Here is a 22,297-nt window from a genome sequence, read left to right on the forward strand (position 1 = left end):
GAATCAGTTTTTTGTCTCGATTTTGCCCCCGGCATCCGGGTCATAGAAGTCGGGGATTTCGTACTGGTACTTCTTCAGCCAGCGCTGCATCGCCAGCTCACGCTCGGTGGCCGTGGCCGCCTGCGGATCGGGGGACGCGGCCTTGTTGCGGCTTTGCAGCAACAGCCAGCCTTCGGTTTCCTGCTGCTGGGCCGAGGCCGGGCCGGCGTCGATGGCCAGCGCGCCGAGCGGCAGACTCAGCAGGCTCAGGCAGCACAGCGTTTTTAACGTGTTCATGGCACCTCCTTGAGGCTCACTTGATCGTCGCCGGTTGCGCGTCAGCCGCCACCGCGACCTGATTGCCAGCGACGGGTCTGGCCTTGACCGGCGACTTGAGTTTCTCCGCGCGTTCCTGGGCATCGGTGAACTGCTCCGGGGTCAGGTGCGCGCGGCTGACCACTTCCGCGGCCTGCTGCCAGTTGTTCTGATAGAGCAACAGGGTGACCAGATTCAGCGTCGCCAATTGATTGTTCTGCTTCAACTCGATGGCCGTCAGAAACTCGAAACGAGCGTCTTCGAGCCGCAGCTGATTGAGGTACACCACGCCCAGATCGTTGCGGATGTTTTCATTGGTCGGCGCCAGCCGCGCCGCCCGTTGCAGGTGGGCCTGTGCCTGACCGTTGTCGCCACGGGCGGCATACAGCTGGCCCAGGCCATGTTCGGCGTCGGCGTTCAGGCACGTGCCGAGCAGGCTGCGATACAACGGCTCGGCTTCGCTGCGCCCCAGCAGGCGATAGACCTTGGCCTTGCGCAGTCGCACTTCGACGAGGTTGTCGGGCAGGCCCTGCAGGTTGGCCAGGCTGGCGTGCAGCTTGCCGTCGTTGACCAGGTCATCGGCCAGGTTCAGCGACAGCTCCTGTTCGGAACTCAACTTGCTGCAACTGGCCGGCGCCAGCATCGTCGTCCACGGCGCCTGACCGTCCGTTGCGCAGCCGCCGAGCAGCAACAGACTTGCCACGACCATCAGTGCTTTCATCCATCGCTCTCCATCGCCATTGTCATTCTCAGGACGCAAACGCCCGGGTGATTGCGGTAAAACCGGGGCCCGCCAAAACGATCAGCAAGGCCGGAAACAGCAGCAGCATCATGACCACCGACATCTTCGCCGACATCTTCGAGATGTATTCCTGCAAGCGTGTCAGGCGTCGGTCATCCAGCAGTTGCTTGAGCGCCAGCAGCGATTTCATAGCACCGCCGCCCTGTTGAATCAGTTGTTGCAGGATCACGCAGGTGTCGGTGAACTCATCCACCGCCAGCATCACGGCCGCTTTGTTCAGCTCTTGCCCGAGTTCCAGGCCCGAGTCGACCCGGGCCAGAATCAGGCGCAGTTCGCTGGTCAGCTCCGGCAGTAGTTTTTGCCCTTCGGTGCTGAGCACGCGCAGGGCCTGCTCGACGGCCATGCCGGACTCGAACAGGATCCGCAGCAGCGGAATGAACGTCGACACTTCCACCGAAATGATTTTCTGCCGACGGGCAGCGGCATACGCCAACAGACGTTTGGGCAGCAGATAGCCGACGCCGGTGGCGATCATCGGCACCAGCCAGCCGTTGGGTGCGAGGGGGAAAAATACTTCCTTCAGAAACAGCCCCAGCCCCAGTGTCAGCAGCGGCGTGCCGATCTGGCAGGCGGCAAACAACGAGCGCTCACTGGCGCGGCGCCAGCCGAGACGGCTGAGCAGGGTCTGGGTTTCGCTGTCGATGCTCACCGAGCGCTGGCCGAACCGGCTGCTGCCGAGCGCCCGTAACCAGTTGCCGAAACGGTTCTCGCGCACCAGGTGCCCCTGCAGACGCTGGTTGACCTGACGCACCCGACGCCGCTCGGTCAGCAGGTGATTGCCGACCAGCAACAGTGCCCCGAGCAACAACATGAGACTGGCCAGCATCACCATGTCAGACACTCCTCAACATGCGCCACAGCGCCAGGCAACCGGAGACCTGCAACACCACCGCAACGATCAACATGGTCCGACCGCCCGAGTCGTTCCACATGCCGAGCATGTAGCCGGGATTGGTCAGCATGAAGTAGCTGACCAGAATCACCGGCAGCGATCCGAGTACCCACGCGGTCATCCGGGTTTCGCCGGTCAGGGCGCGCAGTTGGCGGGCACCTTGGTCGCGCTCGCGAATCAGTTTGATCAGGTTCTCCAGCAACTCGCTGGCGTTGCCGCCGTAGCGATGGTTGACCTTCAGGCCCAGGGCGAACATGCGCAGTTCGTCCTGCTCGTAGAGCTCGGCAAAATCACTGACCGCATCCGGCAGGTTCACCCCCAACTGCACGTTGCGCTGCACCCGGCCCATTGCGGTTTTCAACGGATCCTCACTGGTTTCGATGCCGCCCATCACTGCATCGGTCAGGGTCCGGCCGGACTTGAGACTGCGCACGGTGTGGTCGAGCAACTGCGGCAACTGTTCGATCATCCGATTGAGCCGGCGACGATATCGCCACGCGATGTACAACCGCAAAATCAGCGGCGGCGCCAGTATCAGCACCAGCAGGCCGATCCAGTCGGCCAGCAGGTAACCCAGCATCATGGTCACGACCCACAACGACAGCCAAAGCCCAAAGTGCTCGTTCGGCCGGCCGAGGCCGGCGCGCAGGAACATCCGCTCCAGCCCGGTCCACGAGGATTTTTCGGCGGCTGCTTGCGGCTGCCCGGCGGCGAGGCGAGAGAGCACTCGCTCGTTGGCAGTCTTGCGCACGCCCTGCAGGAACAGTCGAATCGACAGCCCCAGCAACAGCAGGCAGAGGACGATCAGGATCACCGGTCCGATCATGACGAAGGCTCCATGCGCTCAGCCCAGACTCGACTCGTGCCGCAACTTGTCGCCGGCCGGGTTGACCGCTTCGCGCAGGAAGCCGAAACCGGTGCGTCGATCCAGACGGAACAAGGTGTTGGTGACGTACACGTCTTCACGCACGCCGACTACTTCCACCACTTCACTGACACAGCGGCGGCCGTCGGGCATGCGGGTCAACTGAATGATTACGTCGAGTGCCGCGCAGATCATCTGCCGCAGGGTGCGTTCGGCCACCGTGCGCCCGGTCAGGCCGACCAGGGTTTCCAGGCGCAGCAACGCATCCTGGGCGTTGTTGGCGTGTACCGTGCTCATTGAACCGTCGTGACCGGTGTTCATCGCCGTGAGCACATCGAGCACTTCGACGCCACGGATCTCGCCGAGAATGATCCGGTCCGGACGCATCCGCAGGGCGTTGCGGATCAGGTCGCTGGCCTTGACCTCGCCATGGCCCTCGGCATTGGGCGGGCGGGTTTCCAGACGCACCACGTGGGGATGGCCGAGTTGCAGCTCGGCGACGTCTTCGATGGTCACCAATCGTTCGTGGGGGTTGATCAATTGGCTGAGGATATTCAGCAGCGTGGTCTTGCCGGTGCCCGTGCCGCCGCTGATCAGGATGTTGCAGCGCTTGCCCACGGCCTCCTGGAAGCACTCGAAAATCGGCAGGTCGATGGTCTGCATCGCGATCAGGTCGCTGCTCTTGAGCATGTCCTTGCGGAATTTCCGAATCGACAGGCACGGGCCGTCGAGGGCGATCGGGGGGATGATCGCGTTGACCCGGCTGCCGTCCGGCAGACGTGCATCGACCATCGGCGAAGACTCGTCCAGCCGCCGACCGAGTGGCGCGAGAATGCGCTGCATGACCCGTTCGACGTGGTGCGCATCGATGAAGCGCAGGTCACTCTGATGCAGTACACCGTCGCGCTCGACGAACACCCGGTGCGGGCCATTGACCAGAATTTCGGTTACGGCGGTGTCGCGCAGCAGCACCTCCAGCGGGCCGAATCCGGTCAGTTCATCGACGATTTCTTCCGCCAGCCGCTCCATCTCGTAGCGCGAAATCGCCAGATGCAGACGGGCGATGTATTCGGCGACCTTGTCGGTGACGAATTGCGCCAGCAACTGCCGCGAACCTTCCAGCAGGTTTTTTCCAGACTCCTCGATGGCATCGATGATGTAGCGATGCAGGACCAGTTTCAGGCCTTCGTGATCGGTGTTGCCCGACTGGCCCCGCGCCGGTGCACCGAAGAGTTTTTCCGGGCTCATGAGGTGCCTCGCAACCGGTCGAACCAGGTGACCTTGGGTTTGGCCAGGCCTTCGGAGCGTTTGGCCAGCCGTTCGCCGAGCACCCGCAGGCTCTGGGTGAGTTTCTCCCGGGGCGCCAGTTCAAACAGGCTGACGCCCTGGTTCTTGGCATTCAAGCGCAGCTCCGGACTCAAGGCCAGCACCGCGATCACTTCCAGGTTGAAGGTCTTGCCGAGGGTGTCCGCGTCCGGCGCGACGTTGCTCAGATAGCGATCGACCAGCAGCCGCCCGTGGTCGAGCTTCATGCCTTTTTCCCGCCACAGATTGAACACCGCCAGGTTGCGCCGGCAATCGAGAACATTCTGGTCGGTGTACCAGATCAGCTTGTCGCAATGGCTGACAAAGGTGCGCAGGGCTTCGCTGTCGGGCTGGCCGGTGAGGTTCACGACAATGTGCTGGAAGTGCTGGCGCAACGCGCTGAGCAACATGAACAGCTCGGCGGCACTGGTGCTCTCCAGCGGTTCGTCATTGTCGGCGTACGCCAGAATCCGCAGCCCCGCTTCGGTGCTGGTGAATGCACTGTCGATCAGTGTGGCGTCGAGCCTGCGCAGGTGGCGCAAGGCATCGCCGAAGTGGAACGAACTCTCCAGCCCCAGCAACGCCAGGCTGTCGCCACGGGGAAGACCGAGATCCAGCAGCAGCGTCTGCTGCCCGCTCTTTTGCACCACCAGCGCCATATGGTTAGCCAGTAACGCGCCGTCGGAACTGCTCTGCACCCCGTACAGAACCGTCAGGCCACCCAGTTGCGTGTTGTGGGGCGCTGGCGGCAGACGCTTGCTCAAGCGGCGCACCAGACCGGCCACTTCGCTGGAGCGCGAACCATAGGCGACGAAATCCCTTGCCCCGGCGCGCATCGCGTTGAGTACCAACTGGTTGTCCATGCCGTCGCCGAGGGCAACGATCGCCAGCATCGGCTTGGCCTCCAGCGCGCCCTCGATCAGCGCGCTCTGGGCCACCACGTGTTCGCGGTCGAGGCCGACGAACACCAGACTGGCGAAGGTGACGTCCACCAGAGCGAGCAATTCGTCGAGACTGCCGCCACCGGCACTGACCACCTGGCCCAGCGGTGCAAGCGCGCTTTGCAGCCATTCCAGATCGGTGCTGTTGCGGGTGATGGCGAGGAAGGTCTGACTCAGGCTCTGGCTCATTGGGACAACCCGCTGCGCTTGTCGAAGTTACCGTTTTCCAGGAAGAACATGCGGTAGAAATTCGGGTCGTAGTTGCGCAGTTTTTCACCCGGCAACGACGGCAGTTGCGCCTCCGCCGAGAGCGGGCGCACCAGATGCGGGGTGACGATCATCAGCAGCTCGCGCTCTTCGCGCTTGATCTGCGAGCTTTTGAAAAAGGCCCCGAGCACCGGGATATCGCCCAGCCCCGGAAACTTGTCGACCTGGGAACTGTTACTGGTACTGATCAGACCGCTGATGACAAAACTCTCACCATCGGCGAGGGAAATGCTGGTGTCGGTGCGGCGAATGGTCAGGGCGGGCACCGTGGTGCCGGCGATGTTCACCGCGTTGCTGAAATCCAGTTCGCTGACTTCCGGCGCCACCTTCAGGGCGATGCGATCGTGGCTGATGATGGTGGGCGTCAGGGTCAGGCGGATGCCGAATTCCTTGTATTCGATCGATACGTTGTCACTGCCGGAACTGGGCACCGGTATCGGAATCTGCCCGCCTGCGAGGAAGCTTGCGCTTTGCCCATTGAGAGCCACCAGGCTTGGCCGCGCCAGGGTGTAGGCGAACCCACTGCCTTCCAGGGCATTGATGATCGCCATGGTCTTGCCGCCGATCCACGAGAAGTTGAACAGCGAGTTGTCCACCGGCAATCGCGGTTGCGGAACGCCGTCGATGGGCGGCAGGGTGCCGGGGGAACCGAACAGGAAATTACCGCGGGTGCCGATCAGCGAAGCCGAGGCCTGCTTGAGCTTGGTGCGGCTGACTTCGACGAAACGAATGTCGGTCTGCACCTGCGAGGGCAACAGCGCATCATCCGACGGCAGCGCACTGGTGTTGGTGAGGGCCGAGGTGGCGGCGCCCTTGACGAACACCATGCTCTGGCGCGGCTCGCTGGAGCAGCCGGTCCAGACCATGAGACTGGTCGCGCCCGGCGCCACGGCGGTCAGAAGGAACGAGGAATTGCCATTGGCATGCACGTCGGCGATTTTCGGATCGCCGATGGCCAGGCGTGTGATCGCCACCGGTGACTGCATGTCCTGTTGCCAGCCTTCGTTGATTTCGATCACCGGCGGCAAGCGTCCGAGGGCCGCGCAGTTGCCGGTGACCGCGTGCGCAGCATTGATTGACAGTCCCATCAGCAGCAAGGCCCGGAGCACGGGATTGAAGGTCGGCCAGGAACGACTCTGCATGCACTTGGATCCTTGCTCAGTCATGGGTTTTGTTGGTTGGTCTGATTGCCGCGAATCACTTCCACTGCGGGTCGTGCCGCCACAGCTTGGTCGCCGTTCGACGACGCTTTCGGCGTTGTCCCCAGCGCCAGCTGCGTGAACTGGAAGAGTTGACTGTTGGCGGCGACCAGCTTTTCCGGTGCCTGACTTTCGCCGGCCCAATACTTGGCCAGGCGCTGTTCCTCACTGCTGCGTACGGCCAGGCGCAACGTCCCGACCTGGGTGGCGAGCATCATTCGACTCAACAATTGTTCAGGCACCGCCAGCACCACGGTGCGCGCGGTAAGCCGGCGCTGGTCCTGTTTGATCTTGTCGTCGGCACTCAACGCAGGGGCGGACGGTTGGCCGTCATTGGTCAGGCCGTATTGCTCGCCGACACCGAGCACGCGCATGGCTGGCACAACGATCTGCGCCGACTGCTGCGGATTGGCGGCGTCCTGGCGCAGGAACAACAACACGTCGACGTAATCCCCGGGGATCAACTGCCCGGCTGCGCCGATCACTTCATCGACCGACACGGCCAGCGCGCGCTCGTCTTTATGGATCATGCGCGCCAGTGTGCCGCCGGCCTCGAAGCTTTCTTCGTTGAGCCAGGTGCCGGCGCTCAGGTGGCGCCACGGAGTGCGGCCCACGGCCTGTTCGATTGTGCCGAGGCTGCCGGCAGGGGCGCTGAGCAGTTTTTCAACGGCCAGGTCGGCGGCAGCAAGAGGGGTGAATGGCGGAACGTCACGCACCAGCACCACGACAGGTTGACGGGTCTGGTCTTCGGCGGCAGCGACGGTTGTTTCGACGGTGACCACCGTCGGCGCGGGAGCCTCGGCCACCGGAGCGGGTTGGCGGCTGAGCACCAGGCCCCAATATCCGACAACGATGGCGCCCAGTAAAAGCAACGCTGCAAGGCCCATGGTCACACGACTGTTCATGACGGCTCTCCCTTTCCTGCTGCACTACCAGCCCGCACTTCCTACCAAGGGAACATCGCAATCAGGCAGCTATGAACATCCAACTATTTCGCTATTTCCACGCTAGCTGAAACAAGCCAAAACGCCATTTCTGACAGGCAAATAACCCACGAAAGTATGGGTGTTGGCCAATTAGCAGTCGAAAAGCAGGGGATGACGAAGCGATTAATCCTTTGTGATTAATCCGTTCTTACAGTTGTTGGGAGGGGGTTTGTTGACAATGCTCAAATGGCACGGTGGAACCTTGCCGCTGTAGCGTGACATCGGCGCCAAAGGCGCGAAGGAGTTGACGTATGTTTCGTATGAGTCTCGACTATCTGGCGGCCAAAGTGCGGCTGTTCCTCAACAGTGAAGAAGGTGCTTCGGCGATCGAGTACGCGATTGTGGTGGCGATGGTGGCGGTGGTGGTCGTAGTGTTCGTGACCCCGATCGGCGCCAAGGTTCTGAACATCTTCAACTCCGTTCTGGTTTCACTCGGTGGTACTGCGGTCACTCGCCCCGTACCTTGATCGCGTTCATCCCGTTGACCTTCGAATCCTGCCTGCAGATTTTCCGTTCCGCGTCCCGGACCGGAGAATCGCAGGCGACTCTGGATGCGGCAGTCTGAGTGCCCCGGCACGAAGGAGAACCTCCATGCTATTTGAATACTTGCTGTTGCGCGCCCGCCGGTTTCTGCACAGCAGCGAAGGGGCGTCAGCCATCGAATATGCAATTGTGGTGGCGATGGTAGCAGTGGTGGTCGTGGTGTTCGTGACGCCGGTCGGCGCCAAGGTACTGGCCATCTTCAACAACATTCTGGTGGCACTGGGCGGTACGGCCCAGACCGCACCGGTACAGACACCCTGACTCGATGGCTCGCCAATCTCGCACTACACTCGGTTCCACCATCAGTTTCTCAGGGATTGTCCAATGACTGCTTCTTCACAGCCCCGCCAACAGTTGCTTCTGGTTGACGACGAAGAGGACGCGTTGCTGGAGCTGGCGGAGTTGCTGGAGGGCGAAGGCTTCGCCTGTCATACCGCGACTTCAGTGAAGCTCGCCCTGCATCATCTGACCCGCCATCCCGATATCGCCCTGGTGATCACCGATCTGCGCATGCCGGAGGAAAGCGGCATGTCGCTGATCAAGCGCCTGCGCGAACACACCTCGCGCCAGCATCTGCCGGTGATCGTGACGTCGGGGCATGCGGACATGGAGGATGTCAGCGACATGCTGCGGTTGCAGGTGCTGGACCTGTTCCGCAAGCCGATCTATCACGTGCGGCTGCTGGAGACCCTGGACAATCTGTTTCCCAAGCCAAAGGTCAATGTCTCCTGAGTGCTCACGCAGCTTCTACTTCGAATACGCCGATCTTGAAATTGACGCCATCCCTTTGACATTTTGATGGTGTCGAAATGATGGCTCGTGTACATTCCCCGCGCCCAAACCGGACGACCTGGTGGGTTCGGTAGGGATGCCTGAGTGAATTTGATACCCCCTGCTGAAACTGTTTTTCATGTTTTGGAAGGGAATCTCGATTGAACACTGATCGCTTGTGCCGCTCGTTACTGGCGCTGTCTGTTGCTGCAACTTCGCTGCACGCGGGCGTTGTTGCCGCTGCCGGCGCCAATTTGAGCTACGACCTGAGCGGCGGGCCATTGAACAGCAACCTGCAGAACTATGGTCTGATCGACCTGCGTGGCAACGGGACGATTGCTCCCGGCGCGCCTTCGACGCTGACCTATGGCGCTCAGTTTTTGGGGCTGACGGCAGACCAGTTGCGTAACAACGACAGTATCCGCATTGACGGGGCCAAGTTTGGTGTGGGCATTGCGCTGGGGGCTTCCGGTGTGACGCCCAGCAAAATAGCCGGGAACCTGATCAACAAGGGTTCGATCTCGGTCAATGGACTGGCTGGATCGGGCACCTCCACCGGGATTTCGGATATGGGCAGTGAGCTGAACGGCTCGCTCAGCAACGATGGGCTGATCGAGGCCAGCGGGGCGAGTTCCAGCGGTGTGATGCTGGTGCAAACCAAACTGAATGGCATCGGCAACAACGGCACGATCAGCGCCAGCGGGTCGGACGCGCTGGGGTTGTTTCTTGACGGTGCCACGCTCAAGGGGAGCGTCAATAACTTCGGGACTATTCGCGCCACCGGGGCGAACGCTGAGGCGGTGACGTTTGAAGGCGTGAACTTCAATACCTCTGCCAGTACAGCGATCTTGAACCTGTCCAACTACGGCACGATTTCCGGCGAGTCCATTGGCGTGCACGTCAGCGGTCAGGCAGTGGGTGCGAGTCCTTTCACCATTTATCAACTGTTCGGTTCGATCGAGGGTGGCACGGCGGCAATCCAGGTCGATGACGGCGAAAGCTATTTCGACTTTTTCGGCGGTACGGTCAAAGGGGATCTGATCGGCCTGTCCGGCGTGATCATCGACGGCGATGCGGTTTTCGACGGTTCGACCATCAAGTCCGGTTACGTGACCATCGAGGACGGCACGCTGACGCTGGTAAAGCCGCACACCACGATCATCGGTGACTTCGACATGGAAGAGTCCGACTCGGTGCTGGAAATGTACCTGGGCAATGACACCAATCCGGCGCTGCCGGTGTTGAAGGTCACGGGCACTACCGATATCGCGCCGGGTGCGACGTTGCGTCTGTTGGCGCGTTCCAGTGATTTCCGGGTGACGCCGGGTGGTACGAAGTACACCCTGATCAGCTCGGGCAGTCTTGTCGGCGGCAATAACCTCACCGTGACGTCTTCCTCTGCTTTGCTGGATGTGAAGAGTTTCGGGGTTGTGGGCAGCGACATCACCTCGGTGGTGACCAACAAGTCCGAAGAGGTGCTGGCGCAAAATACCCTTGTGGCGGGCGGCAGTCGCAATGCGGCAACGGCAGTGGGCCGCGTGTCGAGTCTGTTGTCGCGGCTCGATGAGCAGGATCCGGTGTTCCAGGCGTTCGCCAACGCCAGCACCGATGCGCAACTGGCGCGGTTGTCCGAAACCCTCAGCCCGGATGTCAGCCGTGGGGGGCTTCACGCGGCTACCAACAGTCAGACGCTGGTGTCGGGTGTCATCAATGAGCGTTCCAGTCGCGCCCGTAACGCCGGCGTGCCGACAGACAAAGGTGTCTGGCTGCAAGCCTTGAGCAGTGATGCCAACCAGGATGAGCGTCGTGGTGTCAGTGGTTACGATGCCGACAGCCATGGCATCGCCGTGGGTGCCGATGGTCAGTTGAATGCCGATCTGGCGGTCGGTCTGGCGTACAGCTACCTCGACACCGATGTGAAATCCGATCGCGGCAACAAGACCCAGGTCACCGGCCATGCGTTGACCCTGTACGGCAACTGGACCCACGACAACTGGTTCGTCGATTCGTCGCTGATGTACGGCTGGAACGACAACGAGTCGCGCCGTTACATCGCCGGCACCCGCGCCAAGGGTGATTACGACAGCAATGTGTTCGGCGTCAGCGCGCTGGCCGGTTACAGCGTGCACCTGATGCCGGATGTGGTGCTTGAGCCGCAGGTCGGGGCGCGTTACGCCAACGTGGGCATGGACAGCTATCGCGAGAAGGGCAGTTCGGCCTCGCTGAATGTCGGCAGTCAGCGTTATGAAGTGGGCGAAATGGGTGTCGGTGCACGTCTGGCCGCTGCGTTCGATGTGGGCACCGGCAGCCTTGAGCCCGAAGCGAAGCTGATGGCCTGGCAAGACGTCATTGGCGACAAGACCGGCACCACGTCGTCGTTCGTGCTGGGTGGTGATTCGTTCACCAGCCGTGGCACCACCCCGGTGCGTGACAGTTATGAACTGGGCTTGGGCGCCAATTACCGGATGGGCGCGTGGAGTCTCGGCGGGTCGTACAACTACGTGACCGCCAGCGGTTTTGACGCTGACGGTTTCACGGCAAAAGTACGCTACGCCTTCTGATTCAGCGGTCGATCGTGCTACAGCTGATAGCTGAAACTGATGCTGTAGCGCGGCCGGCGATTGAAGGTGTCCAGCGCTTCATCCGACATCGCCTTGGCCGCTTCCAGGGCGATGTTGTAGTACTTCGCATCGCCAAATCTCAGGCCGACTGCCGCCGATGACAGGTTGTTGGCCTGCACCGGCAACTCATTGAACCAGCTTCGCGAGCGGTCGAGCACGAAGTACGGTTGCAGGATGCGCACCCAGTTGCCGTCGCGGTTGAAGCTGTAATTGATCTCGTAAGCCACGCCCCAACCCTTGTCGCCGGACGCCTGATCGTCGGGATAACCGCGGCCGAAATTCTGCCCGCCGAACACAGCGCGCTCACTGTCCGGCAGGGTGTCACGGCTCCAGTACAACGCAGCCGACAGCACCCCTTGCCAGTTGTCGAGGAACTTGTCGCTCTGCACCCCGGAAAGTCGTACCCGAAAGAAGTCGAGGTCGATGGCGCTGTTGTTGGTATGCGCACCCAGGCTGTCGAACCCTTGATACACGCCGCCACTGAGGATGCGCAGTTGTCGGGCATCGACCTTGCGCCAGTCGCTTTCGAAGGCGAGGGCGCGGATGTCGGTGCGTTCTTCGACGCTCAGCGGGTAGCCGATCACGTTGTAGCGGGTCTTGTCGTTGACCGCGTACAGGCGCGATCCGGCGGTCAGCAGTTCATCCGAGGCGGCAATCAGCGGCAGGGTGAAACCGAGCGAATAACGGTCGTTTTCGCGGTGCGGCTTGAGTTCCAGTCCGTTGCTCAACTGCACGTTGGTGCCGGGATCGGCGCGGTAGCGTGAGGCCGACAGACTCAGCTGCGCACCTTCGTCGTTGATGAACTGGTTGTAGTCCAGCCGGTAGTAATGCTCGTGATCATCCCCCGGTGGAAACAGGCCGCTGAGGCTCAACTGTTCGCCCATCGAGGTTTGTGAATTGCTGCTGACGCCGAGCAACGCCTGAGTGCCGTTGCGGTTGTCTTCGGTGGTGCTCAGGGTGCTGGTGAACGGTTTGCGGCTGGCCTGGGCCACCAGCGTCGTTGCACCGTCGGTGGTGCCGGGCGGCGGCACCTGGGCCTGGATCGTCACGCCGGGAATGCGGGTCATCAGCGTGGTGTAGCGCTCGAACGTCTTGCGTGTGAGAGGGCGCTCGGCCTGGAGCTTGGCGGCCAGTCGGTCGAGCAGGGCTTTGACCCGCCCCACGTCGCCCGCGATCTGCACGTCGCGGACGTAGCCTTCCACCAGCACCACGCGTGCCACGCCGTCATCGAAGGTCTGCTGCGGCAGGAAGGCGTAGGACAGCAGATAACCGTCCTGCTGGTAGCGACGTGTGATCGTGCGGGTGGCTTCGATCAGGTCGGCGAGGCTGCTCTCGCGGCCGATCAGCGGTTTGTAGATTTCGGCCAGTTCGTTCAGCGGGTAGAGCGTGCCGCCTTCGATCTGCACGGTCCTGAGGTTGATCTTCGTGCCCATCAGCAACGGCTGGGCGGCCGTGGCACCGGGCTCCGGCACTTGCAGCGGCGCCGCGTTCGGCCGGTAGGCGTCGGCAGGCAAGTTCGGCACCGGCAGGTTGCGGATGGTTTCGTTGCTGTTGAGAAAACTGGGCAGGGTGTCGGCGAGGGCGGTGGAACTGAGACTGAGCAACAGCAGGGATGCCATGACGCGCATAGGACACTCCATGTTCAAACCCGCAGCACGGGGCAGGGTTTCTCCTAAGAAAAAAGCGGAAGACTCGTGGGAATCTTCCGCCCTCAACCAAGCGTAGGCGCTGTAGGTTCGGCCGTCGAATCGGCCAGGTGCAAATCAGCGATTGTTCCCTCCCAACGCGCCGGTCAGGCCGCCGAGAACGCCGCCCAGTCCGCCGCCAGTCCCGGTGGCAGTGCCACCGTTGACCAGTCCGCCGACCGCAGTGACGGTGTTGCCCACCGTGGTGACAGTGTTGCCGACCGCCGCCACGACCGGGTTGCTGTTGGTGCCGGCAAGGGTGTTGCCCAGATTGCCGACGGCGCCGCCAACCTGACTGGTGAGACCCGCGACCGGAGAGCCGAGCCCGGTGGCAGCGCCGACATTTTGGGTCAGGCTGGTGACCGCCGTGGTGACTGGCGCAAGTCCGGCGCCCACGTTGTTGCCCAGGGTTGCCAGGGGAGTGGTCGGGCTGGTGATCGGCGAGCCCGAACCGCCGAGCACGGTGTTGAGCGAGGCCACGGTATTACCGGCCGCCGCCAGCACGCCACCCGGTGCGGCGAGGGTACCATTGCCGCTGCTCAAGCCGGCGCCGACGTTGACCACGGCGCCGCCGACGGTTTGCAGCAGGCCATTGCTGCCCAGGCCGCCACCGACGCCCGTTCCCGAACCGGTGCCGTTATCCACCAGCCCGCCGGCCTTGCCGACAGCGGTACCGACATTGCTCAGGGCCCCACCGACAGTGTTGGTCAGGGCGTTGCCGTTGCCGGCGTCGGTGACCTTGTCGCCCACGCCGTCGACCGTGCTGCCGACTTTCTGTATCAAGCCGTTCAACGGAGCGCCCAGCCCCGTAGCCGTGCCGAGTTTGTCCGTGGTGCTTTCGACCATGGCAATCACCGGCACCAGTTTGCTGCCCACTTCTTTGGTAACCGAGCCGAGCGGGCCGGTGGTGGTAGCGGTGCTGAGCGTGTCGCCGAGCATGGTGACCCGTTCACCGACGCCATTGAGCACCGGTGCAACACGGGTGACCACGCCGCCGACTACCGGAACGCTGCCCGTGGCGGTCGCCAGTTTGCCGCTCAGGTCGGACACGCCGTTGCCCACATCCTGCACCACGCCGCCGACTGCCGAAGCGGTGACGCCCAGGCCATTGTCGGTGGTTGCCAGTTTGCCGATGCCGTTGGCCACGCCGTCGCCCAGCGTGGTCACCACGTTGCCGGCGGTTTTGGCGGCGCTTTGCACCACGCCACCGACAATCGGCACGCCGCTCAGGGAGTCGCCGACCTGGCCGACACCATCGCCGACGCCGCTGACGGTATTCCCGACGTCCTGCACCAGTGTGGTGGTAACCAGAGGGGTCGGAGTGCTCGGATTGGTTGGGTTGGTCGGATCCGTCGGGTTGGTCGGATTAGTTGGATTGGTCGGATTGGTCGGATCTGTCGTCCCTCCAGTGCCACCAGTACCGCCAGTGCCTGCGGTATCTCCGGTACCACCCGTGCCACCGGTGCCGCCAGTACCCGCAGTCGAACTGTCGGGGGAAGAACTGTCGGAGCTGCTGTGATGACCGCCGCCGCCACTGCTGCAACCGGCCAGACCGAGAGAGAGAATAAGGGCCAGTGCTGTTGCCGACTTGCACCACGCCTGAGCTTTCATGTGGGTTTTCATGAGGGTTATTCCTTGCACCTGTGACAACGTTCGTTGACTTCGACGGCTCGCCGGTTCTGTTGCCGGCAATGCCTTCGTCCGTTGTGCTCATATCAGTCGCAAGGCCGGATCCACGCCATTCTCAAGTTGGTATTAACGCCTTTATGCAGGGGGCTGCGAGTGCTGCCTAACGACTAATACCGAGGATATAGGCGCGCAAAAAAAAGCCTTGAAAATCAAGGCTGGGTTTCGGCGAGGGACGTTTGTGCGGCGCGGGAAAACTTAAGTGATATATACACAATTGAGCAGGTTTTCCCGGCCTCGATGTCAGGCTACCGGCTGCCAGTTGCCCACCATGTGCTCCAGATCCCCGGCGCCGATCAGGCGTAACTCACCGCTGGAACCGGCCGCGCTGGCGAACAGGCTCACCTCGCTCGGCAGGCGCACCGGTTTGCGAAAGTGCACGGTGACCTCAAGGTTGGCCTTGGGCAGATGATCCGCCAGTGCCGCCAGCGTCCGGGCCTTGTTCCACAGACCATGAGCGATGGCGGTTGGGAAACCGAACAGCTTGGCGCTGGCGGCACTCAAGTGGATCGGGTTGTAGTCGCCGGAGACTTTCGCGTACTGCCGGCCGATGTCCGCCGGCGCCTTCCATTGCGCCACTTGCGCGAGGGGCAGCGTCGGCTCCCAGGTCTGCTCGACCGCTTCGCCTTCGAGCTTCACGCCACGACAGAGCATCCGGCTTTCGGCTTCCCACAACGGGCCGAGTTGATCGTCGAGGGTGGTCAGCAGATCGAAGGTCGCGCCCTTCGGATGCGGTTGCAGGTTATGCACCCGGACGCTGACTTGTGCGCGACTGATCCCGCCCATTGGCCGCAATACGCGGATGCGGTTGCTCAGATGAATCAGCCCCAGCAGCGGGAACGGAAACTCCTTGGCCGTCAGCAATTGCATCTGCAGGGCGAACGCCAGGATATGCGGATAGGTCGGCGGCAGCAGGCCGTCATCGGCGAAACCGCAGACCTTGCGATACGCCGCCAGACGTTTGCCATCCACCTCGACGGCGCAGCGCAAGCCGCTGTCGGGCAGGGTGGTGCCGGTGATTTTGCGTCGGGTCGCCGCCCGGGCATACAGCCCCGGCAGGCTCGGCTCGTGGTGCAGGGTTTGCCATTCGATGGTCATGTTCAGGCCCCCAGCACGCTTTGGCCGCACACCCGCAGCGCTTGCCCGGTGAACGCGCCGGTGCCCGGCTGGGCCAGCCACGCCACGGCTTCGGCGACGTCTTGCGGCAGGCCACCCTGACCCAACGAACTCATGCGGCGCCCGGCTTCACGCAGGCCGAACGGAATGTGCGCGGTCATCTGGGTCTCGATGAAACCCGGCGCCACGGCGTTGATGCTGATGCCGCGTTCCAGCAGCGTCGGCGCCCAGGTTTGGGCCAGTCCTATCAGCCCGGCCTTGCTCGCCGCGTAATTGGTCTGCCCGCGATTGCCGGCGATGCCGCTGATCGAGGCGAGCAGAATCACCCGGGCGTTATCGCGCAAGGTGCCGCTGTCGAGCAGGGCCTTGGTCAACACTTGCGGTGCGTTGAGATTGACCGCGAGCACCGCGTCCCAGAACTCGGGCGTCATGTTGGCCAGGGTCTTGTCGCGGGTGATGCCGGCGTTGTGCACCAGAATGTCGAGGCCGTCCGGCAGCTGTTCGATCAGTTGCGTGGCGGCGTCTTCGGCGCAGATGTCGAGGGTGATGGCGCGCCCGCCGAGGCGAGCGGCCAGGGCTTCGAGATCGGTCTTGGCTGGCGGCACGTCGAGCAGGATCACCTCGGCACCGTCACGGGCCAGGGTTTCTGCAATCGATGCGCCGATACCGCGCGCCGCGCCGGTGACCAGCGCCTTGCGCCCGGCCAGTGGGCGCGTCCAGTCGGTCACAGGCGTGGCGCAAGGGTTCAGGCGAATCACTTGCCCGGAGACGAACGCACTTTTCGGCGAGAGGAAAAACCGCAGCGGTCCTTCCAGTTGATCCTCGGCACCTTCGCCGACGTAGATCAGTTGCAGCGTGCCGCCGCTGCGCAGCTCCTTGGCCAGTGAACGGGAGAAGCCTTCGAGCGCTCGCTGTGCACTGGCAGCAAATGGTTCACGCAGGGTTTCCGGGGCGCGGCCGAGGATCACCAGGTGCGCGCTGCTGTCGAGGTTCTTCATCAACGGCTGGAAAAATTCACGCAGCTGCTTGAGCTGGTCGGTGTGCTGCAAGTCGCTGGCGTCGAACACCACGGCCTTGAGTTTCGGGCCGTGGCCGGGAATCCATTGGGTGGCGGTCGCCGGCTGGTCGCCGTAGCGGTAGATCGCGTCGGTCAGGCGATTGGCGAAGGTGCTGACCCGCTCGGCCAGCGGCCCGCCGCCGATCAGCAGCGCACCGTCCACCGGCCGCAGGCGCCCGGCCTGCCAGCGTTCCAGCCGCACCGGCGACGGCAGGCCCAGGGCTCCGACCAGACGGTGGCCGATGGACGAGTTGGCGAAGTCGATATAGCGGTCAGACATGGAACGCTCTCCAGAAGATGGGGTTCAAAGTGTGGACTGCGAAGGGCAATCAATCGTTCGATCCACGCAATAAGGCCTACGCTAGAACAGCAGAGTAGTTTGCCCTCGGCGCTTTTGTGGCCCGACCGGGTTTTCAGCGCTCGATTTTCAGACCGGATATTTCACAAGGAGCATTTCATGAGTCAGCTGCGCCGCGTCGCGATCATTGGTGGCAACCGCATTCCGTTCGCCCGTTCCAACGGGCCGTATGCCACCGCGAGCAATCAGGTGATGCTCACCGCCGCCCTCGAAGGCCTGATCGAACGCTACAACCTGCACGGCCAGCGCATCGGCGAAGTGGTCGCAGGGGCGGTGCTGAAATTGTCACGGGATATGAATCTGACTCGCGAATGCGTGCTCGGCTCGCGTCTGTCGCCGGCGACGCCGGCCTACGACATTCAGCAGGCCTGCGGCACCGGCCTGGAAGCGGCATTGCTGGTGGCGAACAAGATCGCCCTCGGCCAGATCGATTGCGGCATTGCCGGCGGCGTCGACACCACGTCGGATGCGCCGATCAGCGTCAGCGAAGGCCTGCGCAAGATCCTCCTGCAAGCCAACCGCGCCAAGACCACCGGCGACAAGCTCAAGACCTTCCTGCAATTGCGTCCGAAACACCTGATCCCCGAATTCCCGCGCAACGGCGAACCACGCACCGGCCTGTCGATGGGCGAGCACTGTGAATTGATGGCGCAGACCTGGAACATCCCCCGCGAAGAACAGGATCAACTGGCCTTCGAAAGCCACCACAAACTGGCGGCGTCCTACAGCGAAGGCTGGCACAACGACCTGATGACCCCGTTCCTCGGCCTGACCCGCGACAACAACCTGCGCCCGGACCTGACCCTGGAAAAACTCGCCACCCTGAAACCGGCCTTCGAAAAAAGTGCCAAGGGCACGCTGACCGCCGGCAACTCCACACCTCTGACTGATGGCGCCTCGGTGGTGCTGTTGGGCAGTGAGGAGTGGGCGAAGGAACGTGGCCTGCCGATCCTTGCGTACCTGCGGGACGGCGAAGCGGCGGCGGTGGATTTCGTCAACGGCGCCGAAGGGCTTTTGATGGCTCCGGTGTACGCGGTGCCACGCTTGCTGGCGCGCAATGGCCTGACCTTGCAGGACTTCGACTACTACGAAATTCACGAAGCATTTGCCGCGCAAGTGTTGTGCACGTTGAAGGCCTGGGAAGATCCGGAGTACTGCAAGACCCGGCTCGGGCTGGACGCGCCGCTGGGCTCGATTGATCGCAGTCGCTTGAACGTCAAGGGCAGCTCGCTGGCGGCGGGGCATCCGTTTGCCGCGACGGGCGGGAGGATTGTGGCGAACCTGGCGAAGTTGCTGGATGCGGCGGGGCAGGGGCGGGGGTTGATTTCGATTTGTGCGGCTGGCGGACAGGGTGTGACGGCGATCATCGAGCGCTAGAGGAGCAAAAGCTTGCCCTCACCCTAACCCTCTCCCGGAGGGAGAGGGGACTGACCGAGGTGTCTGGCGTTATACATCGACCTGAAAGATCGGTGTCGATTATGGATTCAACAACGTTCTTTCATGTCGGCGGATTTCTAAAGCATCCCCGATTCGGCTCCCTCTCCCCCCGGGAGAGGGCTGGGGTGAGGGGGCTTTTAAGGTTGCCCCCAATCTCAAGTCCGGAACCTGCGCACCAACCCATCCAGCTCATTCGACAACCCCGCCAGACTCTGCGAATCCAGCCGCGCCGAATTCGCCAGCTCCGCCACCAACTGCGCATCACCATGAATCTGGCTGATGTGCCGATTGATGTCCTCAGCCACCTGATGCTGCTCTTCCGCCGCCGTCGCAATCTGCGTGTTCATGTCGCGAATCACATCCACCGACTCACGAATCTGCCCAAAGCTCTCCCGCGCCTCGCCAATCCGCGCTACCGATTGCTGCGACACATCGAGGCTGGCGCGCATCTGCTGGGTCACCGCGCTGGTGCGTTTGGCGAGGTTGCCCAGCAGCCCGTCGATTTCCGCCGTCGAATCCGCCGTGCGTTTTGCCAGTGCGCGAACCTCATCGGCCACCACCGCAAAACCACGCCCTTGCTCACCGGCCCGCGCTGCTTCGATGGCCGCGTTGAGCGCCAGCAGGTTGGTCTGTTCGGCGATGGAACGGATGGTGCCGAGGATCGACTGGATGTCGTTGCTGTCGCGCTCCAGTTGTTGCATCGACTGCGCCGATTGCTCCAGTTCCTGGCTCAGTTGATCGACGCTGTGCACCGCCGCATCGATCTGTTGCTGACCTTCGCGGGCCTGACGCTGGCCGCTGTCGGCCGACTCCGCTGCCTGGCTGCACGAGCGGGCGACTTCGTTGGCGGTGGCGACCATTTCGTGGAACGCGGTCGAAACCATGTCCACCGCTTCGCGCTGGCGCCCGGCGGCTTCGGCCATGTCGCCGGAAACCCGGGTCGAACTCTGCGAGGTGGCGAGGATTTTCCCGGCCGCGCCGCCGATGTGCTGGATCAGGCTGCGGATCGCGGTGAGGAACTGGTTGAACCAGTTGGCCAGTTGCGCAGTTTCGTCGCTGCCACGGATGTCGAGGTTCTTGGTCAGGTCGCCTTCGCCCTGGGCGATGCCTTCCAGACCGCTGGCCACGCTGCGGATCGGCCGCACGATGAGGCTGGCGAAACTGGCGCCGACCACGGCGAAGAACACCGCCAACACCGCAGCGATGATTGCGATCAGCCAGGTCAGTTGAGTGGCCGAACTCATTACGTCGTTCTGTTTGATCAGGCCGATGAAGGTCCAGCCCAGTTGCTCCGAGGGCCAGACGTTGGCCATGTAGCGTTCGCCGTTGAGCTCGATGTCAACCAGGCCTTTGCCGGCTTTGGCCAGTTGCGCGTAGCCGTCGCCGAGGCTGTCGAGTCGTTTGAAGTTGTGCTCCGGTTGCTTCGGATCGACCAGCACCGTGCCGGTGTTTTCCATCAGCATCAGATAACCGCTTTCGCCGAGCTTGATCTGTTTGACGATCTCGGTCAGTTGCTTGAGCGACACGTCAATGTTGACCACGCCACCCTGGGCGCCCAACTGGTTGGCGACCGCGCGCACGGTGCTGACCAGAACCGCGTCGTCGCCGGCCCAGTAATAGGCCTCGGTGCGCAGGGTCTTGCCCGGGTTGGCCATGGCCGTCTTGTACCAGGGGCGGGTGCGCGGGTCGTAGTTGGCCATCTTCGGATCGCCCGGCCAGAAGGCATAGCCGCCGCTGTTCAATCCATAGGACACGTAGGAGTAGGCCGGGTGGGATTTGGCCAGCCCCTCGAACAGTGCAAACAGTTGCTTGTCGATCTCGCCATCGGAGGTATCGGCGGCGTTGGCGCTCATGCGGCTGCGAACGCTGCCGTCGGCGTTCTTCACCAGCGGCTGCGCCGCCAGGTAATCGACGTTCTGGCTGATGCCGTCGAAAAACAGCTGCATGGCATTGCTGACCTGACGGATCTCGCGCCCGCTGCTGTCGACAAAATCGTCCCGGGCATCGCTGCGCAGGTTCAGTACCACCAGCGTGGCGACCAGCACCACGGGCAAGCAGGCGATGATTGCAAACGCCCAGGTCAACTTCTGTTTGATGTTCATCCGCGCTCCAGATTTTCTTGTAGGCCCACGCAGTGCAGATGACTCGCGGTTATTGGCAGCCGAAAAACCTATTTCTCACCCGTTTCCTTGGGTGCGACATCGACATTTTTTTTGGAACGATTGTCGGACAAATTCCTCTGTCACAGAGGAATTCGGCCGCACGAGAGGGAAATTGAGGCCGGCAGAGAAAATTCTTACGAGCTGTGTGCGGCGGGATGTCAGATTCTGTCGCAAATGCCCTCAAGTCCTGGCGCCTATAAATTCGCCAGCCTCGGCTATGATTCGAAGCGGTCGATAAAGAGGCGAATTGAGCCGATTTATCCGGCACAGTGTGTGCATCCACAGGTTCACAGGTCGGCAACCCCTCCCCGCGATGCGAGGATTGCCGTATAACGAGTGACATTCGCGTGTTTGGTAATAAAGGACCCACAATAAAAGCTGATGAAGACTCCAAAACGCATTGAACCCCTGATCGAGGACGGTCTGGTCGACGAAGTGCTGCGTCCACTCATGAGTGGCAAAGAAGCAGCTGTTTATGTGGTGCGCTGCGGCAATCAGTTACGTTGCGCAAAGGTCTACAAGGAGGCGAACAAACGCAGTTTCCGCCAGGCGGCCGAGTATCAGGAAGGCCGCAAGGTTCGCAACAGCCGACAGGCCCGGGCGATGGCCAAGGGTTCCAAGTTCGGGCGCAAGGAAGCCGAAGACGCCTGGCAGAACGCCGAAGTCGCGGCGCTGTTCCGCCTGGCCAACGCCGGTGTGCGTGTGCCCAAGCCGTACGACTTCCTCGAAGGCGTGCTGCTGATGGAGCTGGTGGCCGATGAATACGGCGATGCCGCGCCGCGTCTGAACGATGTGGTGCTGGAGCCGGATCAGGCCCGCGAGTATCACGCGTTCCTGATTTCGCAGATCGTGCTGATGTTGTGTACCGGTCTGGTGCACGGTGACCTCTCGGAGTTCAACGTGCTGCTGACGCCGACCGGCCCGGTCATCATCGACCTGCCGCAAGCGGTGGACGCCGCCGGCAACAACCACGCGTTCAGCATGCTCGAGCGTGACGTCGGCAACATGGCTTCGTACTTCGGTCGCTTTGCCCCGGAGTTGAAGAAGACCAAATACGCCAAGGAAATGTGGGCGCTGTACGAAGCGGGTACGTTGCACCCGGCCAGCGTGCTGACCGGCGAGTTCGACGATCCCGAGGACCTGGCCGATGTCGGCGGGGTGCTGCGCGAGATCGAAGCGGCGCGTCTGGATGAGGAGCGCAAGCAAGCCATCCGTGCGGCGGACGACGAGCCCAAGGGCAAGTCCGACGAACCGCCTCCGCCACCGTGGATGCAGTGAGCATCTGAAAAACAAAACCCGGCTTCGGCCGG

At 62.4% G+C, this 22,297-nt stretch carries 19 protein-coding genes and 1 pseudogene; 6 read left to right on the forward strand and 14 right to left on the reverse strand.

Going from position 1 to position 22,297, the window contains the following annotated elements:
• Nucleotides 1–3: 3 nt before the first annotated feature.
• Genes EIY71_RS24850 through cpaB form a run of 8 tightly spaced genes read right to left on the reverse strand, consistent with a single transcriptional unit; the run spans nucleotide 4 to nucleotide 7,470 of the window.
• Nucleotides 4–276 carry a DUF3613 domain-containing protein gene (locus tag EIY71_RS24850; RefSeq protein ID WP_085748616.1) on the reverse strand — a complete coding sequence of 91 codons (273 nt, stop codon included), beginning with the start codon at nucleotides 274–276 and terminating at the stop codon, nucleotides 4–6.
• 16 nt (nucleotides 277–292) lie between these two features.
• Nucleotides 293–1,015, reverse strand: coding sequence for a tetratricopeptide repeat protein (locus tag EIY71_RS24855; protein WP_085748615.1), 723 nt, complete (start codon nucleotides 1,013–1,015; stop codon nucleotides 293–295).
• A 28-nt stretch (nucleotides 1,016–1,043) separates the two neighbouring features.
• Nucleotides 1,044–1,928: a type II secretion system F family protein gene (locus EIY71_RS24860; RefSeq protein ID WP_085748614.1), complete on the reverse strand. Its 885-nt coding sequence runs from the start codon at nucleotides 1,926–1,928 to the stop codon at nucleotides 1,044–1,046.
• A gap of 1 nt (nucleotide 1,929) precedes the next feature.
• Nucleotides 1,930–2,814 (reverse strand): type II secretion system F family protein, encoded by an 885-nt coding sequence (locus EIY71_RS24865; protein ID WP_134023496.1) that lies wholly within the window; start codon nucleotides 2,812–2,814, stop codon nucleotides 1,930–1,932.
• A gap of 18 nt (nucleotides 2,815–2,832) precedes the next feature.
• Nucleotides 2,833–4,101 carry a CpaF family protein gene (locus EIY71_RS24870; protein ID WP_007958456.1) on the reverse strand — a complete coding sequence of 423 codons (1,269 nt, stop codon included), beginning with the start codon at nucleotides 4,099–4,101 and terminating at the stop codon, nucleotides 2,833–2,835.
• Nucleotides 4,098–5,288 (reverse strand): pilus assembly protein, encoded by a 1,191-nt coding sequence (locus EIY71_RS24875; RefSeq protein ID WP_134023498.1) that lies wholly within the window; start codon nucleotides 5,286–5,288, stop codon nucleotides 4,098–4,100. Before EIY71_RS24875 ends, EIY71_RS24870 begins: the two co-directional genes overlap by 4 nt.
• The gene (locus EIY71_RS24880) at nucleotides 5,285–6,508 is read right to left on the reverse strand and encodes a type II and III secretion system protein family protein (protein ID WP_134023500.1); all 1,224 of its coding nucleotides are present in this window, start codon (nucleotides 6,506–6,508) and stop codon (nucleotides 5,285–5,287) included. The genes EIY71_RS24875 and EIY71_RS24880 overlap by 4 nt, the downstream gene beginning before the upstream one ends.
• Nucleotides 6,509–6,528: 20 nt before the next feature.
• Nucleotides 6,529–7,470, reverse strand: a complete 942-nt coding sequence (gene cpaB, locus EIY71_RS24885) for a Flp pilus assembly protein CpaB (protein ID WP_134023502.1) — start codon at nucleotides 7,468–7,470, stop codon at nucleotides 6,529–6,531.
• Between the two features lie 332 nt (nucleotides 7,471–7,802).
• Between cpaB and EIY71_RS24890 the strand changes: the two genes are divergently transcribed.
• The 4 genes from EIY71_RS24890 (at nucleotide 7,803) to EIY71_RS24905 (ending at nucleotide 11,426) form a co-directional block, all read left to right on the forward strand.
• Nucleotides 7,803–8,018, forward strand: a complete 216-nt coding sequence (locus tag EIY71_RS24890; protein WP_102688516.1) for a Flp family type IVb pilin — start codon at nucleotides 7,803–7,805, stop codon at nucleotides 8,016–8,018.
• A 124-nt stretch (nucleotides 8,019–8,142) separates the two neighbouring features.
• The gene (locus EIY71_RS24895) at nucleotides 8,143–8,355 is read left to right on the forward strand and encodes a Flp family type IVb pilin (RefSeq protein ID WP_085748608.1); all 213 of its coding nucleotides are present in this window, start codon (nucleotides 8,143–8,145) and stop codon (nucleotides 8,353–8,355) included.
• 63 nt (nucleotides 8,356–8,418) lie between these two features.
• Nucleotides 8,419–8,826, forward strand: a complete 408-nt coding sequence (locus EIY71_RS24900; RefSeq protein WP_134023504.1) for a response regulator — start codon at nucleotides 8,419–8,421, stop codon at nucleotides 8,824–8,826.
• A gap of 200 nt (nucleotides 8,827–9,026) precedes the next feature.
• Nucleotides 9,027–11,426 carry an autotransporter domain-containing protein gene (locus EIY71_RS24905; protein WP_134023506.1) on the forward strand — a complete coding sequence of 800 codons (2,400 nt, stop codon included), beginning with the start codon at nucleotides 9,027–9,029 and terminating at the stop codon, nucleotides 11,424–11,426.
• Between the two features lie 17 nt (nucleotides 11,427–11,443).
• Here EIY71_RS24905 and EIY71_RS24910 read toward each other — a convergent pair whose 3' ends face one another.
• From EIY71_RS24910 to EIY71_RS24925, 4 genes are all read right to left on the reverse strand, one after another.
• Entirely contained in the window at nucleotides 11,444–13,114 is a 1,671-nt protein-coding gene (locus EIY71_RS24910) for a ShlB/FhaC/HecB family hemolysin secretion/activation protein (RefSeq protein WP_134023508.1), read from the reverse strand.
• A gap of 135 nt (nucleotides 13,115–13,249) precedes the next feature.
• Nucleotides 13,250–14,782 carry a collagen-like triple helix repeat-containing protein gene (locus tag EIY71_RS24915; protein ID WP_134023531.1) on the reverse strand — a complete coding sequence of 511 codons (1,533 nt, stop codon included), beginning with the start codon at nucleotides 14,780–14,782 and terminating at the stop codon, nucleotides 13,250–13,252.
• Between the two features lie 318 nt (nucleotides 14,783–15,100).
• Entirely contained in the window at nucleotides 15,101–15,955 is an 855-nt protein-coding gene (locus tag EIY71_RS24920; protein ID WP_102688513.1) for a MaoC family dehydratase, read from the reverse strand.
• Nucleotides 15,956–15,957: 2 nt separating this feature from the next.
• The gene (locus EIY71_RS24925) at nucleotides 15,958–17,310 is read right to left on the reverse strand and encodes a 3-oxoacyl-ACP reductase (RefSeq protein ID WP_134023510.1); all 1,353 of its coding nucleotides are present in this window, start codon (nucleotides 17,308–17,310) and stop codon (nucleotides 15,958–15,960) included.
• Between the two features lie 177 nt (nucleotides 17,311–17,487).
• Here EIY71_RS24925 and EIY71_RS24930 point away from each other — a divergent pair, with 177 nt between their 5' ends.
• Nucleotides 17,488–18,765: an acetyl-CoA C-acetyltransferase gene (locus EIY71_RS24930; RefSeq protein WP_064379268.1), complete on the forward strand. Its 1,278-nt coding sequence runs from the start codon at nucleotides 17,488–17,490 to the stop codon at nucleotides 18,763–18,765.
• 215 nt (nucleotides 18,766–18,980) lie between these two features.
• Here the strand turns inward: EIY71_RS24930 and EIY71_RS28990 are convergent, their stop codons facing one another.
• Nucleotides 18,981–19,748, reverse strand: a complete 768-nt coding sequence (locus tag EIY71_RS28990) for a methyl-accepting chemotaxis protein (protein WP_371850984.1) — start codon at nucleotides 19,746–19,748, stop codon at nucleotides 18,981–18,983.
• Nucleotides 19,749–19,838: 90 nt separating this feature from the next.
• Nucleotides 19,839–20,927: pseudogene (locus tag EIY71_RS28995) on the reverse strand (cache domain-containing protein); the annotation flags it as partial.
• Nucleotides 20,928–21,368: 441 nt separating this feature from the next.
• Between EIY71_RS28995 and EIY71_RS24940 the strand changes: the two are divergent.
• Nucleotides 21,369–22,265, forward strand: a complete 897-nt coding sequence (locus tag EIY71_RS24940; protein ID WP_011332300.1) for a PA4780 family RIO1-like protein kinase — start codon at nucleotides 21,369–21,371, stop codon at nucleotides 22,263–22,265.
• The last annotated feature ends 32 nt before the right edge of the window (nucleotides 22,266–22,297 follow it).

Source organism: Pseudomonas sp. CH235 (assembly GCF_004368175.1).
Lineage (GTDB): Bacteria > Pseudomonadota > Gammaproteobacteria > Pseudomonadales > Pseudomonadaceae > Aquipseudomonas > Aquipseudomonas paraglycinae.

Bases quoted from the DNA above. Each gene is read 5' to 3' on its own strand.
- EIY71_RS24910 (WP_134023508.1), bottom strand. From the start codon at position 13,114: ATGCGCGTCATGGCATCCCTGCTGTTGCTCAGTCTCAGTTCCACCGCC.
- EIY71_RS24920 (WP_102688513.1), bottom strand. From the start codon at position 15,955: ATGACCATCGAATGGCAAACCCTGCACCACGAGCCGAGCCTGCCGGGG.
- cpaB (WP_134023502.1), bottom strand. From the start codon at position 7,470: ATGAACAGTCGTGTGACCATGGGCCTTGCAGCGTTGCTTTTACTGGGC.
- EIY71_RS24865 (WP_134023496.1), bottom strand. From the start codon at position 2,814: ATGATCGGACCGGTGATCCTGATCGTCCTCTGCCTGCTGTTGCTGGGG.
- EIY71_RS24875 (WP_134023498.1), bottom strand. From the start codon at position 5,288: ATGAGCCAGAGCCTGAGTCAGACCTTCCTCGCCATCACCCGCAACAGC.
- EIY71_RS24880 (WP_134023500.1), bottom strand. From the start codon at position 6,508: ATGCAGAGTCGTTCCTGGCCGACCTTCAATCCCGTGCTCCGGGCCTTG.
- EIY71_RS24940 (WP_011332300.1), top strand. From the start codon at position 21,369: ATGAAGACTCCAAAACGCATTGAACCCCTGATCGAGGACGGTCTGGTC.
- EIY71_RS24855 (WP_085748615.1), bottom strand. From the start codon at position 1,015: ATGAAAGCACTGATGGTCGTGGCAAGTCTGTTGCTGCTCGGCGGCTGC.
- EIY71_RS24925 (WP_134023510.1), bottom strand. From the start codon at position 17,310: ATGTCTGACCGCTATATCGACTTCGCCAACTCGTCCATCGGCCACCGT.
- EIY71_RS24895 (WP_085748608.1), top strand. From the start codon at position 8,143: ATGCTATTTGAATACTTGCTGTTGCGCGCCCGCCGGTTTCTGCACAGC.
- EIY71_RS24890 (WP_102688516.1), top strand. From the start codon at position 7,803: ATGTTTCGTATGAGTCTCGACTATCTGGCGGCCAAAGTGCGGCTGTTC.
- EIY71_RS28990 (WP_371850984.1), bottom strand. From the start codon at position 19,748: ATGGCCGAAGCCGCCGGGCGCCAGCGCGAAGCGGTGGACATGGTTTCG.
- EIY71_RS24860 (WP_085748614.1), bottom strand. From the start codon at position 1,928: ATGGTGATGCTGGCCAGTCTCATGTTGTTGCTCGGGGCACTGTTGCTG.
- EIY71_RS24930 (WP_064379268.1), top strand. From the start codon at position 17,488: ATGAGTCAGCTGCGCCGCGTCGCGATCATTGGTGGCAACCGCATTCCG.
- EIY71_RS24900 (WP_134023504.1), top strand. From the start codon at position 8,419: ATGACTGCTTCTTCACAGCCCCGCCAACAGTTGCTTCTGGTTGACGAC.
- EIY71_RS24870 (WP_007958456.1), bottom strand. From the start codon at position 4,101: ATGAGCCCGGAAAAACTCTTCGGTGCACCGGCGCGGGGCCAGTCGGGC.
- EIY71_RS24850 (WP_085748616.1), bottom strand. From the start codon at position 276: ATGAACACGTTAAAAACGCTGTGCTGCCTGAGCCTGCTGAGTCTGCCG.
- EIY71_RS24915 (WP_134023531.1), bottom strand. From the start codon at position 14,782: ATGAAAGCTCAGGCGTGGTGCAAGTCGGCAACAGCACTGGCCCTTATT.